The organism is Mycobacterium sp. (assembly GCF_965229265.1).
Lineage (GTDB): Bacteria > Actinomycetota > Actinomycetes > Mycobacteriales > Mycobacteriaceae > Mycobacterium.
Genome location: NZ_CBDDIY010000010.1, coordinates 829,913 through 843,542 on the forward strand (window position 1 = coordinate 829,913; position 13,630 = coordinate 843,542).

Sequence of the window (13,630 nt, forward strand, 5' to 3'; positions counted from 1 at the left end):
GGCCGGCCATGAACTTTGACCTGACCGAAGAACAGCAACTCCTCGCCGACACCGCGCGGGAGGTGTTCGCCCGAAGCTACGACACCGAGAGCCGCAACAAGATCGTCGACTCCGATCTTGGGTGGAGCCGCGACGTGTGGCGTCAGCTGGCCGAGATCGGCATCCTGGGCCTCGGTTTCGAGCCCGAGGAGTCGGGCCAGATCGAGATCTTGGTGGTGATGACCGAGATCGGACGCCGGCTGGCGCCCGAACCGGTCGCGGCCGCGGCGCTGATCCCGGGTGGGGTGATCGCCGAACTCGGCAGCGCCGAGCAACGCGCACTGCTCGACGACGTCGCCGCCGGCGAACGCTTGCTCGCGCTGGCCCACGCCGAGAAGGATCTGCGCGGATTGGACGAACTCTCCACCCGCGCAACCAAACTCGGTGATTCCTGGACCGTCACCGGGCGTAAGAACCCGGTGCTGGCGGGCGATTCGGCCGACGTGCTGGTCGTCACCGCCGGGCTGCCAGGTGGGGGGGTCGGCCTGTTCCTGGTCGACGGGGCGGCGGTCACCCGGCACCCCTACCGCACGTTCGACGGGTTGCGCGGCGCGGACATCGAGTTCGACGCCGCGCCGGCCCAACCGTTGGGCGCCGGGGGCGACGTGAGCGAGCGCATCCACGCGACGCTCATCCGCTACTCCTCGGCGCTGTGCGCCGAGGCGGTCGGCGCGATGGACGAATCATTGCGGCTGACGACCGAGTACCTGAAGTCGCGCAAGCAGTTCGGCGTGCCACTGAAGACATTCCAAACGCTCACCCAGCGCGCCGCGGACATGTACGTCTCGCTGGAGCTGGCCCGCAGCATGAACTACTACGCGGCGATGTGCATCTCCGATGGCCGGCTCGACCCCGTCGTCGCGGCACGCTCCAAGCTGCAGATCGGGCGCTCCGGTCGCCACATCGCCCAGGAGTCCATCCAGATGCACGGCGGTATCGGCGTGACGGCGGAGTACCCGATCGCCCACTACGCCGCCCGGCTGACGGCCATCGACCAGACACTCGGCTCGGCGACCGACCAACTGCGGTTCCTCAGCGCCCAGGTGGGCAAGTACGGCGTCGTCGCACTGTGAGCTAGCTGGTCTCCAGCCCCTCCAGCCGGGAACTCGTCGAGCGGCCCAGTGCGGCCACCTCGGCGTCCATCTTCGGCAGGATGACCGGTGTCAGGGCATTGATCGGCCGCTCCCCCACCGGGGTTGACAGGATCGGGCGCAGCCAGCGGAATGCCCCGACCCAGCCGGGCACGTTCACCCGGCGCTTGCGTCCCTCGATGCCCTTGACGAACGCCGCACCGCAGGCGGCGACATCGGTGGTCTTGCCCAACGGGTTCGGCAACTTCGAGAGCATCTCGGCGAAGCTGGACAGGTCGCTCTTGGCGTCCTGGACCATCGGGGTGTCGATCCACGACATGTGCGCCGAACCGACGTCGACGCCGCGGTGGGCCACCTCGAGGCGCAGCGCGTTCGCGAAGTGTTCGACGGCGGCCTTCGACGCGTGATACGACGCCAGCCCCGGTGCGGCGGTATAGGCGGCGAACGAGGACACGATCAGCACGTAGCCGCGGCGCTCGATGATCGAGGGCAGGGTAGCGCGCACGGTGTGGAAGACGCCGAGCACGTTGATGTCCATCAACCGTTTGAATGCCTCCGGATCGACCTGCAGAACCGATCCGTACGTGGCGATTCCGGCGTTGGCCACCACCACGTCGATGCCGCCGAAGCGCTCCACCGCCGAATCCGCCACCGCCTGCATGGCGGCGAGGTCACGCACGTCGGCGACCGCGGTGAGCACGTGACTCTCGCCGAGTTCGGCGGCCAGCGCGGCCAGCGGTTCGGCATCGATATCGGTCAGGACCAGCTTGGCATTCTTGCGCCGCAGCCGGCGCGCCACGTCGGCGCCGATGCCGCGGGCGCCGCCGGTGATGAAGACGACGTTGTTGTTGACGGAACTCATGGCCGCCAAGTTACCCCACCGGGTATGGGCCCGTGATGACCCCTACAGACGCACTCCGAGCAGGGCGTCGACCGCCGCCGCGACCGCGGCGGGTGCCGCCTCGTCGTGGCCGCCGTACTCCAACGCATCTGTGGTCCACCCATCCACGGCGGCAAGCGCTTTGGGGGTATCCAGGTCGTCGGCAAGGTACTGGCGCAGCCGCCCGATGACGTCGGCGGCGTCGGGTCCGGCGGGCAGCGCGGCGGCGCTACGCCAGCGGTACAGCCGGGCGGTGGCCTCGTCGAGCACCGCATCGCTCCAGTACCGGTCGCTGCGATAGTGCCCGGCCAGCAGACCCAGCCGGATGGCCGCCGGATCCACACCCTGGGCGCGCAGCGCCGACACCAGCACCAGGTTGCCCCGGCTCTTGGACATCTTGTGTCCGTCCCAGCCGATCATGCCGGCGTGCACATAGTGCCGCGCGAATCGCCGCTCGCCGGTGACACATTCAGCGTGCGCGGCCGAGAACTCGTGGTGCGGGAAGATGAGATCACTGCCGCCGCCCTGCACGTCGATGCCGAAACCGATGCGGCTCAACGCGATCGCCGCACACTCGACGTGCCAGCCCGGCCGGCCGAGGCCGAACGGGGCGGGCCAGCTGGGCTCGTCGGGCCGGGCCGCACGCCACAGCAGCGCGTCGAGCGGATCGGCCTTGCCCGGCCGGTCCGGGTCGCCGCCCCGCTCGGCGAACAGCCGCATCATGGTGTCGCGGTCATAACCGGACTCGTACCCGAACTGCTCGGTGGCTTCGACGCGGTAGTAGATGTCGGGGTACTCGGCGTCCTCGACCACGTAGGCCGCCCCGGAGGCCAGCATCTTCTCGACCAGCTCCACCACCTCGCCGATGGCATCGGTCGCGGCGACGTAGTCGTGCGGGGGCAACACCCGCAGCGCGGCCATGTCCTCACGGAACAGCTGGGTTTCCCGGGCGCCGAGGTCGCGCCAGTCGATGCCGTCGCGATTGGCCCGCTCGAACAGCGGGTCGTCGACGTCGGTGACGTTCTGCACGTAGTGCACGGCGTGCCCGCTGTCGAGCCAGACCCGGTACACCAGATCGAAGGCCAGGTAGGTGGCGGCATGCCCGAGGTGGGTCGCGTCGTAGGGGGTGATCCCGCAGACGTACATCGTCGCGGTCTGGCCCGGGGCACTCGGGCGGACCTGATGGTCGGCACTGTCGTAGAGCCGAAGGGCCGGCCCGCGACCGGGGAGCTGCGGGATGTCGACTGCCGGCCACGACTGCATGGCGTCGACTCTAAGGGGTTCGCTCGTCACGGCGCTCCGAGTGGTGAGAGGGACCGGCATACTCGCCATCCGAACAACGAAAACCGCCCGCGCATTCCCACCCCAGGGCGGCTCAGCTGGCCAGCCACATCGCGTCGAGCAACAGGTCGGCCACTTCCGGGCGGCACATCAGCAGATCCGGCAGGTACGGGTCGGGCTGGTTGTAGCGCAGCGGCGAGCCGTCGATGCGGGTGGCGTGCAGGCCGGCCGCCTGCAGCACCCCGGCCGGCGCGGCCGAATCCCACTCCCACTGCCCGCCGGCGTGGATGTAGGCATCGGCGTCACCGCGCACCACCGCCATCGCCTTGGCGCCGGCCGAGCCGATGCGGACGAACTCGATGTCCAGACGATCACGCAGGCGCCACAGCACCGCCGGTGGCCGGTTGGCGCTGGCGGTGATCCGGATCGGACCCGACCGCGGCGGGGGCGGCGCAATGACGGTGTCGGAGCGGTGCACCTCGCCGATCGCCGGCAGCGCGACGGCGGCGTCGGTGATGGTCCCGTCCGGACCTCCGTTGCGCTGCCAGAGCGCCACGTGCACCGCCCAGTCCGGCCGGTGCGGCGTGGAGAACTCCCGGGTGCCGTCGAGCGGGTCGATGATCCACACCCGGTCGGCGCCCAGCCGCTTGAGATCGTCGTGCGCCTCTTCGGAGAGCACCGCGTCGCCGGGCCGCTCGGCGCGCAGCCGGCGCAGGATCAGCGCGTTGGCCCGCACGTCGCCGGCGTCACCGAGCGCGGGCGGAAAGTCGAAGCCGACTTCGTCGCGGACCGACAGCAACAACCGGCCGGCCTCCTCGGCCAAGTCGGCGGCCAGTTCCGCGTCGGTCATGCTCACCTAGCCAGTATCGCCGAATCATGATGGCCGCCGCCGCGCGCCCCCGCGGGTAGATTGCAGCAGATGCGCCTGATGTCGGTCCTTGCCGGCGCGGTGCTGGTGCTGTCCGGGTGCGCCACGACGCCCCATCCGTCCCATCCGCTGGACGGAACCAGCTGGCGTTTAGTGAGTCTGGAGTCGATGAGCGACGAGCAGGGCACCACCGCCGTGGCCGACCCGTCGAAGTACACGGTCTCCTTCGGTACCGACGGCCACGCCGCCTTCCGCATCGACTGCAATCAGGGCAGCGCCACCTGGCAGGCCACCGCGTCAACGCCGGATTCCGGCCGACTGACCTTCGGTCCCATCGCCATGACGGAGATGGGCTGTCCCCAGCCGTCGCTGGAGACGAAGGTTGCCAGCGCGCTGGGTTACGTGCGGGGATTCCGGCTCGCCGGCGGGCGGTTACACATGTCGCTGATGGCCGACGGCGGCATCCTGCACTGGCAGCCGAGCGCCTAGAACGCCGGCCAGGGAATGGGCCGGTGCCGATCCGGGCCGGGCATGACGGGTTCCTTCAAAAGCGTCCGGATCCGGCGGCGCAGCGCGGCGATCTCCGCGGCGGTGATGTGGTCGCGCAGTTCCTCAGCCAGCGGGCCGCTGAGTTGTTCGCCGAGAGCCGAAACCGATTCCAGCGTCTCGTCATCGATGGGCTTGCCCGCCCAGCCCCACAGCACCGTGCGCAGCTTGTCCTGGACATGCAGCGACACGCCGTGGTCGACGCCGTACAGCCGCCCGTCGACGCCGGCCAGGATGTGGCCGCCCTTGCGGTCGGCATTGTTGACGATCACGTCGAACACCGCCATCCGCCGCAGCCGCGGATCGTCAGCGTGCACCAGCGCGACGTCGTTGCCGGCGTAGTCATAGGCGCGCAGCACCGAAAGATAGCCCGGCGGAACCGATCCGGGTGGGCACAGGTCGACCAGATCGGGACCGGTCGGCTCGGTGTCATCGTCGTCGCCGGGCTGGTCGACCCAGCGCTGCAGCATGCCGACCCCGGCAGGCCCGTCGCGAATGATGGTGTAGGGCACGATATTCCAGCCCAAGGCCGCGGAGACCAGGTAGGCGCCCAGTTCGCGGCCGGCCAGGGTGCCGTCGGGGAAGTCCCATAGCGGCTGCTCGCCGGCGACCGGCTTGTAGACGCAGTGCACGGTGCGGCCGACCCAGAGCGCCTCACACAGGAACGTCGCGTTGCTCGCCGTACGCAGGCGCCCCAGGACGTTCAGCTCGCCGCAGCGCAACGCCTCACGGTCGGACGCGTCGTCGGTGCTCGTCACGAGTCCAGATCGTCGTCGATCCCGCCGAGCGCACCGCGCCGATATCCGTTGGTGCGCACGCAGATGTGCCCCTCGGGATCGAGCGGCTCGTCACAGAGCGGGCAGGGTGGACGTCCGGCCGAGATGACCCGATGCGAACGGGCGGCGAATTGGCGGGCCGACTCGGGGGTGAGGAACACCCGCACCGCGTCCGGCCCCTCCTCGGCGTCGTCGAGCACCACCGAGGCGTCGAATTCGGTGTCGGTGACCGCAAGCAGTTCCACAACCACGGTCTGGGCCTCCGAATCCCAGCCCAGCCCCATCGTGCCGACCCGGAACTCGGCGTCGACCGGGGTGATCAGGGGGCTGAGGTCTTCGACGTCGGCCTCCGGCGGCAGGGGCGTGCCAAACCGGCGGTTGATCTCGACGAGCAGCGCGGCGATCCGCTCGGCCAGGACCGCGACCTGCTGTTTTTCCAGGATGACGGAGATCACCCGGCTGTCGTGCACCGCCTGCAGGTAGAACGTCCGGTTTCCGGGTTGCCCAACGGTCCCGGCGACGAATCGGTCGGGTGTGCGGAAGACGTGAATTGCGCGGGCCATGGTTGGTTCCAAAATACCGGCAGATGCAGCTGAGCCGTAATTCGGCGGGCGGCGGCGCGCGGAATCTATCTAGTCGGTGGAGCCGCCGACGACGGCGTCGTCACCGGACTTCTGGCCGTCCGCCGGTGGCGGCGCGCTCAGCACCGACGCCAGTGCCGCACCGGTGTGGTTGACGTGCACCACAAATGGACGGACCGGGGTGTAGCGGATCACGCTCATCGAGGCCGGGTCGGCGGTGATGCGCTGGAAGCTGTCGAGGTGCGTACCGAGCGCGTCGGCCACCACCGCCTTGATCACATCGCCGTGCGTACAGGCGATCCACAGTGTGTCGGCGCCGTGTTCGTCGGCCAGGCGCCGGTCGTGCTCACGCACCGCGGCGACCGCGCGGGCCTGGACTTGGGCCAAACCCTCCCCCTCGGGGAACACCGCGGCGCTGGGCTGCTGCTGCACCACCGACCACAGCGGCTCCTTGAGCAGGTCCTTCAGTGCGCGGCCGGTCCACTGCCCGTAGTCGACCTCGGCGAGCCGCTCGTCGATCACCGGCTCGAGACCCAGTTCGGCGGCCAGCGGCTCCAGGGTGAGCCGGCAGCGCAGCAGCGGGGAGCGCACCAGCGCTTTGATGGGCAGGCCCTGAACCCGTTCGACGAGTCCCTCGGCCTGGGCGCGGCCCTTGTCGTCGAGTTCGACGCCTTCGGTGCGGCCGGCCAGGGTGTGGGCGGTGTTCGACGTCGACCGGCCGTGGCGCAGCAGGATGACGGTCATCCGGCGGCCACCACACCCGTGCTCAGCAGTGCCATGACCACCAGGGCCAGCACCACCCGGTAGCCCACGAACCAGTACATGACGTGGCTGGCCACAAAGCGCAACAGCCACGTGATCGCCGCGAAACCGACGACGAAGGCGATGACGACCGAGACCACCAGCTGGGCCCCGGTGGCGCTCATCCCCTCGGTAACGGGGTGGAAGGCGTCGGGCAGCGAGAACAGCCCCGAAGCCAGCACGGCCGGGATACCAAGCAGGAAGCCGAATCTCGCGGACAGCTCGCGGTCGAGACCCAGGAACAGGCCGGCGCTGATGGTCGATCCGGACCGGGACACCCCCGGTACCAGCGCCAGGCACTGGGCGAACCCGACCACCAGGCCGTCGCGCCAGGTGAGCTGCTCGACGTGGCGGGTCTGCCTGCCGTAGTACTCGGCGGCGGCGATCACGCCGGAGAACACCAGCATGGCCGTGGCGATCACCCACAGATTGCGAACGTCGGAGCGGATCACATCTTTGAAGAGCACACCGAGCGCGACGATCGGCACCGTGCCGATGATGACGTACCAGCCCAGCCGGTAATCGACGTTGTCGCGGTGCGCCTTGACGAAGATGCCGTTAAACCAGGCCTTGAGGATGCGGCCGATGTCGCGGGCGAAATAGATGAGCACCGCGGCCTCGGTGCCCAGCTGGGACACCGCGGTGAAGGAGGCGCCGGCATCGCCGGAGAAGAAGACCCGCGACACGATCGCCAGGTGGCTCGAGGATGAAACGGGCAGGAATTCCGTCAGCCCTTGCACGATCGACAGTACGACAACCTGCAACCAGGACATGGGCGTGACATCCACGCCGCTGACCGTAGCGGATGGAACTGGGGTTCAGCGGGTCGGGCGCGGCACCGGCTGGGCGGCGGCCACCGCATCCCGGACGGCGGCGGTGAGGCTGCGCTCGTCGTCGATGTCGAAGTCTGCGAGGCTGCGGGTCGCGGTGGCGACCACGTCTTCCTCGTGCGGTACCGGTCCGGCCACCCGCGGGTGGTAGACCTCCACGACGAGCTGGCCGCGGTGGACCCGGAAGGAGAAGCTGCGGCCGTCGCCGAGGTGGCCGAATCCGCTGCCGAACATACCGGTGGAGATGTCCTCGATAGCAAACTCTCGTCCGTCGGACTGCGGGGTTGCGGCCAGCGTCATGCAGCAACCATAACGTCAGTTACGGCGAAGGAGTAGACATATGCGGCGATTTGTCTGCACCGCGGGCACCTAGAATTCGTGATCGACAGTGAACGACCCAATCGTTCGATCTTGAACACGTGCAGGGGTTACCCGTTGCCAGAGCTCACTAACAGGGGCGGTTTACGCAGGTCGATCGCCATGTTGCTGGTGCTTGGCGCTGCGGTGGCCGGATGCTCCTCCAATCCCCTGACCGCACCCCCGCCGACGATCGAACCCGCACTGCCCGCGGTGTCCCCACCAGCAACTACCCGACCGGTGGGCCAACTGCTGCCGCTGGGCGGGCGCCCGCAATCGGCCCTCGTCGATGACCGCACCCATTCGCTCGTGGTCTTCACCCCGGCGGCCGAGCCGCAGTCGGCGGCGACGCTGGCGTTGTTCGGCCCGTCGGGGGCGCGCCGCGATGTGACGCTGCCCGGCCCGGCCACCGCGATCGCCGGCGACGAGCGCGGGTCGGTGTATCTGTCGACACGGGGTGGCTATTTCACCGTCGATCTGGCTACCGGCAACGCCGCGCGAGTGGACGTCAGCGAAGAATCCGGCACCGATTTCACCGCGATCGCCCGGCGTGCCGATGGCCGGCTGGTGCTCGGCAGCGCCGACGGCACCGTCTACACGCTGGGTTCGGACAGCGCGGTCGCCGAGAAGGCCAAGGAGTTCGCCCGCGTCGACGCGATCGTCGCCGACGGCAACAATGCCGTGGTCCTCGACCGCGGGCAGACCTCGGTGACGTCGCTGAACAGCGACGGCAAGATCCAGCAGGCCCTGCGCGCCGGGGAGAGCGCCACCACCATCGCCGCCGACCCGGTGGGCCGGGTGCTGGTGGTCGACACCCGCGGCGGACAGCTGCTGGTGTTCGGCGTCGACCCGCTGATCGAGCGGCAGGCGTTCCCGGTTCCGCAGGCTCCCTACGGGCTGGCCGGATCGCGAAATCTGGCCTGGGTTTCCCAGACCGCGGCCAACGTCGTGATTGGTTACGATCTGGCGACTGGCATACCCGTGGAAAAGGTGCGTTACCCGACCGTGCAGCAACCGAACTCACTGGCCTTCGACGATGCGTCCGGCACGCTCTACGTCGTGTCGGGCTCCGGTGCCGGGGTGCAGGTCATCCGCGACGCGGCCGGTGCCCGGTGAGCACGGCGCACCGCGGCCCGATGCCGGCGAGCTGGGAAGTCGAGCTCTCCGACGACTATGAGTGGATCCCGCTGCGGCTGCCGCCGGATGTGACCCGGATCAGCGCCTCGACCCGGCTGTCCATCGAGGCGGAGTACCGCGGCTGGGAATTGACCCGGGTCCGGCTCTACACCGATGGCAGTCGACGGGTTCTGTTGCGGCGCAAGAAATCTCGCCTCAGCGGCCAACTCGCCGACCAACCCGAGCTGTGATGTACGCCGCGCTGCGGCGGGCACTGTTCCTGGTGCCCCCCGAACGCATCCACACGCTGGTGTTCGGGGCGATGCGTGCCGCGACGGCCACCGAGGCCGCCCGCAGCCAGCTGCGCCGCCGGCTGGCGCCGCAGGACCCGGTGCTGGCGAGCACAGTGTTCGGGGTGCGGTTCCCCGGTCCGCTCGGGCTGGCGGCGGGGTTCGACAAGGACGGTATCGGCCTGAATGCCTGGGGGGCGCTGGGGTTCGGCTACGCCGAGGTGGGCACCGTGACCGCCCAGCCGCAGCCGGGCAACCCCCAACCCCGGCTGTTCCGGCTGGCCCAGGACCGGGCGCTGCTCAACCGGATGGGCTTCAACAACCACGGCGCCGGGCAGCTGGCGCTGCAGCTGGCCCGCCACCATCCCGACGTGCCGATCGGGGTGAACATCGGCAAGTCCAAGGTCACCCCGCCCGAGCACGCCGCCGAGGACTACCGCGCCAGCGCGCGGCTGCTCGGTCCGCTGGCCGACTACCTGGTGGTCAACGTCAGCTCCCCCAACACCCCCGGGCTGCGGGATCTGCAGGCCGTGGCCTCGCTGCGCCCCATCCTGTCGGCGGTGCTGGCCGAAACGACGACCCCGGTGCTGGTGAAGATCGCCCCGGACCTGTCCGACGAGGACGTCGACGGCGTCGCCGACCTGGCCGTGGAGCTGGGGCTGGCCGGCATCGTGGCCACCAACACCACGATCTCGCGGGCCGGCCTGCGCACCCCCGGCGTCGACGAGCTGGGCCCGGGTGGAATCTCCGGGGCACCGGTCGCCCGCCGCTCCCTCGAGGTTCTGCGCCGGTTGTACGGCCGCGTCGGTGGCCGACTGGTGCTGATCAGCGTGGGCGGCATCGAGACCGCCGACGACGCGTGGGAGCGGATCACCGCCGGGGCCGCACTGCTGCAGGGCTACACCGGGTTCATCTACGGCGGCGGCCTGTGGGCCAAGCAGATTCACGACGGCATCGCCGCGCGGTTGCACGCCGGCGGCTTCGCGTCACTGAGCGACGCCGTCGGCTCTGCGACGCGCTAAGCCCCCGCGAGCAGACACAGAATCGCACTCTGCGAGCCGGGTTCGTGCGATTCTGCGTCTGCTCGCGACGGGTGGGCTACTTCTGTTCGTAGGTGCCGTGGATGACCGCGCGGGCGATCGCGTTCATGAACAGGTTGAAGCCGAGGTAGGCCGGGCTGGCGTCCTCGGAGAGTTCCAGCTTCTCCACGTTCAGGGCGTGCACGGCCACGAAGTAGCGGTGGTAGCCATGACCGGCTGGCGGGGCGGCACCGATGAATCGACGCGCGCCGGCGTCGTTGACCAGGGTCAGGGCATCGCCGGGCAGCAGCGATCCGTCGCCGACCCCCGACGGCAGCTCTGTCACGGTGGCGGGCAGGTTGGCCACCGCCCAGTGCCAGAAACCCGACGCGGTCGGGGCGTCCGGGTCGAAGACAGTGACGGCGAAGCTGCGAGTCTCCTCCGGGAATCCCGACCAGCTCAGCTGCGGCGAGACGTCCTCGCCACCGGCGCCCATGATGCCGCTGACCTGTGCGTTGCCCAGCGGCTGGCCGTCGGTGATGTCGGTGCTGGTCAGCGTGAAACCGGGCAGCTCGGGCAGGAAATCGTAGGGGTTGTAGTCAAAGGCCATGGCAGCCAGTCCTTTCGGGTAGGTCAGCAGTTTCTCAAGAAGTGCTCGAGTACTCGGGTGCCGAACTGCAGTGATTCCACGGGTACCCGCTCATCGACGCCGTGGAACAGCGCCGCAAAGTCCAGCTCCGGCGGTAGTCGCAGCGGAATGAAACCGAAGCATCGAATACCAAGGCGGGCAAAGGCTTTCGCATCGGTACCGCCGGAGAGCATGTACGGCACCGTGCGGGCTTCCGGGTCGGCGGCCAGCAGCGCGGAGTTCATCGCCTCGACCAGATCGCCGTCGAACGTCGTCTCATACGACGGCAGGTCACGTTCCCAGGAGCGGGTGACGTCGGGGCCGATGAGCTCGTCGACCTCACGCTCGAAGGCTTCCTTGCGCCCGGGCAGCACCCGGCAGTCCACCACGGCCTCGGCGGTCTGCGGAATGACGTTGGCCTTGTAGCCGGCCTTGAGCATGGTGGGGTTGGCGGTGTCGCGCAGTGTCGCGCCGACGATGCGGGCGATGCCGCCGAGCTTGGCGATGGTCCCGTCCAGGTCCGGCGAGTCGAGGTCGAAGCTGTAGCCGGTCTCCTCGGCGACCGCGGTGAGGAACTGTTCCACCGAATCGGTGAGCACCAGCGGGAATTGGTGGCGGCCCAGCCGGGCGACGGCCTCGGCGATCGCGGTGACGGCGTTGTCGTCGTGCACCATCGAGCCGTGCCCGGCGCGACCGCGGGCGGTCAGCCGCATCCAGGACAGCCCCTTCTCCGCCGTCTCGATCAGGTACAGGCGGCGTTCCCCGCCGTCCTTGCACGGGACCGTCAACGAGAAGCCGCCCACCTCGCCGATGGCCTCGGTGATGCCCTCGAACAGGTCGGGCCGGTTGTCCACCAGCCACTGCGCACCGTAGGTGCCGCCGTGTTCCTCGTCGGCGACGAAGGCGAACACCAGATCGCGGGGCGGGACGATGCCGGCGCGCTTGAAGTGCCGGGCGACCGCGATCATCATGCCGCACATGTCTTTCATGTCGACCGCGCCGCGGCCCCAGACATAGCCGTCCTCGACGGCGCCGGAGAACGGGTGCACGCTCCAGTCGGCGGGTTCGGCGGGGACCACATCGAGGTGGCCGTGGATCAGCAGCGCTCCGCGGCTGGGGTCGGCGCCCGCGAGTCGGGCGAAGACGTTGCCCCGTCCCGGTGCGCCGGACTCCAGGTACTCGGTGTGGTAACCGACCTCACCGAGCTGCTCGGCCACCCACCGGGCGCATTCGGCTTCGCCTTTGGTGGTCGCCAGGTCACCGGTGTTGGAGGTATCGAACCGGATGAGGGCGCTGACGAGGTCGACCACCTCGTCGACGGGTTGAGTCACAGTCCCCCTTCCTACCACTGGCGCCGCGGCCCCGCGGGCGCGGAGGTCGGGCATTATCACAAATTTCCCTTCAACCACTCGCGCAACACGCCGATATGGGGTTTGATTTACCGGTGACCTACCGCCTGCCCGTGATCGCGGCAGCGCTGTGTCTCTCGATCAGCGGATGCACGGCCACCACGGTAGGCAGCGCGATGCCGGTCGAACGGGCACCGCTGACGACGGCGGACGCCCTGCCCGGCTTGCTGCTGTCGGCCCCCGACGTCGGCACCGCCCTGTCCAACGACGACGTTGTCGTCACCACCGACGTCGACAAGGCGTGGAACGACAGCGCCCACTTCGCCGACGTGAACTGCCTGGCCGTCGCGGGGGCGGCGCAGCAGGGCGTCTATGCCGGCAGCGGGTCGACGGCCATCCACGGCCAGGTATTGCGGGATCCCCCGACCGCGCCGGCGTGGTCGCACTACGCCGTGCAGGCCGTGGTGTTGTTCCCGAGCGCGCAGGCGGCCGACGACTTCTTCGCGGCTTCCCAGCGCGGGTGGGCCGGCTGCTCGAACCGCCAGCTCAACTACGCCCAGCCGATCGGCCCCGACCAGGTGTGGTCGGTGGGCCCGACCAGCACCGACCACGACGTGCTGGCGGTGTCGCGGGTGCAGCGCAGCCCGCAGCAGTGGGCCTGCCAACGCGCGTTGACGGTGCACAGCAATGTCGCGGTCGATGTCGAAGCATGCAGCCTGGACGGTCCCACCGCGGCCGCGGCCACGATCGCCGGCCAGATCGCCGGACGGCTGCCCGCCGCCTAGTGCGGCGTCTTTGGGCTGCGGCGCCGAATGTAACGCCAGGGCGCAAATCGGCGGCAAATGCCACCCGGGCGTTACGTTCGGCGAGGGAACCGAGCCGTTTGGGGCCCATTTTGGGCTGCGGTCTCCCATCCGTTAGCCTTAGCTGCTCCCGGACTCGCGTCCAGGGGCGATGTCCGAGTGGCGGAATGGCAGACGCGCTAGCTTGAGGTGCTAGTGCCCTATTAACGGGCGTGGGGGTTCAAGTCCCCCCTCGGACACTTTTCGTGCGTTGGGATTCGGGGGTTCGACTCCCGCGGGCTCCATCAAAGATGCTGGCATCGGCGTGCTCGCCCCGTGCCCAGGCGAAGTGACTGGCCGTTTCGTCTTGGGACGTTCGCGTTTGATTCATGTCCG

The 13,630-nt window shown here is 69.3% G+C and carries 16 protein-coding genes and 1 tRNA gene; 7 read left to right on the plus strand and 10 right to left on the minus strand.

The window, feature by feature from the left end:
- The first annotated feature begins 8 nt into the window (after window positions 1-8).
- Window positions 9-1,112, plus strand: a complete 1,104-nt coding sequence (locus ADBZ9K_RS05970) for an acyl-CoA dehydrogenase family protein (RefSeq protein WP_526619118.1) — start codon at window positions 9-11, stop codon at window positions 1,110-1,112.
- 1 nt (window position 1,113) lies between these two features.
- On the opposite strand, the gene ADBZ9K_RS05975 is transcribed toward ADBZ9K_RS05970, so the two are convergent.
- The 3 genes from ADBZ9K_RS05975 to ADBZ9K_RS05985 form a co-directional block, all read right to left on the minus strand.
- On the minus strand, window positions 1,114-1,992 hold the full coding sequence (locus ADBZ9K_RS05975) for an SDR family NAD(P)-dependent oxidoreductase (RefSeq protein ID WP_526619119.1): 879 nt from the start codon (window positions 1,990-1,992) through the stop codon (window positions 1,114-1,116).
- A gap of 42 nt (window positions 1,993-2,034) precedes the next feature.
- A complete protein-coding gene (mshC, locus tag ADBZ9K_RS05980) occupies window positions 2,035-3,273 on the minus strand; it encodes a cysteine--1-D-myo-inosityl 2-amino-2-deoxy-alpha-D-glucopyranoside ligase (RefSeq protein ID WP_526619120.1) in 1,239 nt (412 codons plus the stop codon).
- 112 nt (window positions 3,274-3,385) lie between these two features.
- A complete protein-coding gene (locus tag ADBZ9K_RS05985) occupies window positions 3,386-4,147 on the minus strand; it encodes a 3'(2'),5'-bisphosphate nucleotidase CysQ (protein WP_526619121.1) in 762 nt (253 codons plus the stop codon).
- Between the two features lie 63 nt (window positions 4,148-4,210).
- Here ADBZ9K_RS05985 and ADBZ9K_RS05990 point away from each other — a divergent pair, with 63 nt between their 5' ends.
- Window positions 4,211-4,648: an META domain-containing protein gene (locus ADBZ9K_RS05990; protein ID WP_526619123.1), complete on the plus strand. Its 438-nt coding sequence runs from the start codon at window positions 4,211-4,213 to the stop codon at window positions 4,646-4,648.
- Here the strand turns inward: ADBZ9K_RS05990 and ADBZ9K_RS05995 are convergent.
- The 5 genes from ADBZ9K_RS05995 to ADBZ9K_RS06015 form a co-directional block, all read right to left on the minus strand.
- Window positions 4,645-5,463, minus strand: a complete 819-nt coding sequence (locus ADBZ9K_RS05995) for an Rv2133c family protein (protein WP_526619124.1) — start codon at window positions 5,461-5,463, stop codon at window positions 4,645-4,647. The genes ADBZ9K_RS05990 and ADBZ9K_RS05995 overlap by 4 nt on opposite strands.
- Window positions 5,460-6,044, minus strand: a complete 585-nt coding sequence (locus tag ADBZ9K_RS06000; protein ID WP_526619125.1) for an Rv2134c family protein — start codon at window positions 6,042-6,044, stop codon at window positions 5,460-5,462. Before ADBZ9K_RS06000 ends, ADBZ9K_RS05995 begins: the two co-directional genes overlap by 4 nt.
- A 69-nt stretch (window positions 6,045-6,113) precedes the next feature.
- Window positions 6,114-6,806: a histidine phosphatase family protein gene (locus ADBZ9K_RS06005; RefSeq protein ID WP_526619126.1), complete on the minus strand. Its 693-nt coding sequence runs from the start codon at window positions 6,804-6,806 to the stop codon at window positions 6,114-6,116.
- The gene (locus tag ADBZ9K_RS06010; RefSeq protein ID WP_526620765.1) at window positions 6,803-7,636 is read right to left on the minus strand and encodes an undecaprenyl-diphosphate phosphatase; all 834 of its coding nucleotides are present in this window, start codon (window positions 7,634-7,636) and stop codon (window positions 6,803-6,805) included. The genes ADBZ9K_RS06005 and ADBZ9K_RS06010 overlap by 4 nt, the downstream gene beginning before the upstream one ends.
- A 45-nt stretch (window positions 7,637-7,681) precedes the next feature.
- Window positions 7,682-7,993 (minus strand): hypothetical protein, encoded by a 312-nt coding sequence (locus ADBZ9K_RS06015; RefSeq protein WP_526619127.1) that lies wholly within the window; start codon window positions 7,991-7,993, stop codon window positions 7,682-7,684.
- 180 nt (window positions 7,994-8,173) lie between these two features.
- Between ADBZ9K_RS06015 and ADBZ9K_RS06020 the strand changes: the two genes are divergently transcribed.
- The 3 genes from ADBZ9K_RS06020 to ADBZ9K_RS06030 are packed head-to-tail and all read left to right on the plus strand — an operon-like array spanning window position 8,174 to window position 10,478.
- Window positions 8,174-9,166 carry a YncE family protein gene (locus ADBZ9K_RS06020; RefSeq protein ID WP_526619128.1) on the plus strand — a complete coding sequence of 331 codons (993 nt, stop codon included), beginning with the start codon at window positions 8,174-8,176 and terminating at the stop codon, window positions 9,164-9,166.
- 20 nt (window positions 9,167-9,186) lie between these two features.
- Window positions 9,187-9,417 carry a DUF5703 family protein gene (locus tag ADBZ9K_RS06025; protein ID WP_526620766.1) on the plus strand — a complete coding sequence of 77 codons (231 nt, stop codon included), beginning with the start codon at window positions 9,187-9,189 and terminating at the stop codon, window positions 9,415-9,417.
- Window positions 9,417-10,478: a quinone-dependent dihydroorotate dehydrogenase gene (locus ADBZ9K_RS06030; protein WP_526619129.1), complete on the plus strand. Its 1,062-nt coding sequence runs from the start codon at window positions 9,417-9,419 to the stop codon at window positions 10,476-10,478. The genes ADBZ9K_RS06025 and ADBZ9K_RS06030 overlap by 1 nt, the downstream gene beginning before the upstream one ends.
- 76 nt (window positions 10,479-10,554) lie before the next feature.
- Here ADBZ9K_RS06030 and ADBZ9K_RS06035 read toward each other — a convergent pair whose 3' ends face one another.
- Both ADBZ9K_RS06035 and ADBZ9K_RS06040 read right to left on the minus strand, forming a co-directional pair.
- The gene (locus ADBZ9K_RS06035) at window positions 10,555-11,085 is read right to left on the minus strand and encodes a YbhB/YbcL family Raf kinase inhibitor-like protein (RefSeq protein ID WP_526619131.1); all 531 of its coding nucleotides are present in this window, start codon (window positions 11,083-11,085) and stop codon (window positions 10,555-10,557) included.
- Window positions 11,086-11,108: 23 nt separating this feature from the next.
- The gene (locus ADBZ9K_RS06040) at window positions 11,109-12,488 is read right to left on the minus strand and encodes a M20/M25/M40 family metallo-hydrolase (protein ID WP_526619132.1); all 1,380 of its coding nucleotides are present in this window, start codon (window positions 12,486-12,488) and stop codon (window positions 11,109-11,111) included.
- Window positions 12,489-12,547: 59 nt separating this feature from the next.
- On the opposite strand from ADBZ9K_RS06040, the gene ADBZ9K_RS06045 reads away from it, so the two are divergent.
- Together ADBZ9K_RS06045 and ADBZ9K_RS06050 are read left to right on the plus strand one after the other, a co-directional pair.
- Complete coding sequence (locus ADBZ9K_RS06045; RefSeq protein WP_526619133.1) at window positions 12,548-13,237, plus strand: sensor domain-containing protein; 690 nt, start codon at window positions 12,548-12,550, stop codon at window positions 13,235-13,237.
- Between the two features lie 171 nt (window positions 13,238-13,408).
- Window positions 13,409-13,494, plus strand: a tRNA-Leu gene (locus ADBZ9K_RS06050).
- Window positions 13,495-13,630: the final 136 nt, after the last annotated feature.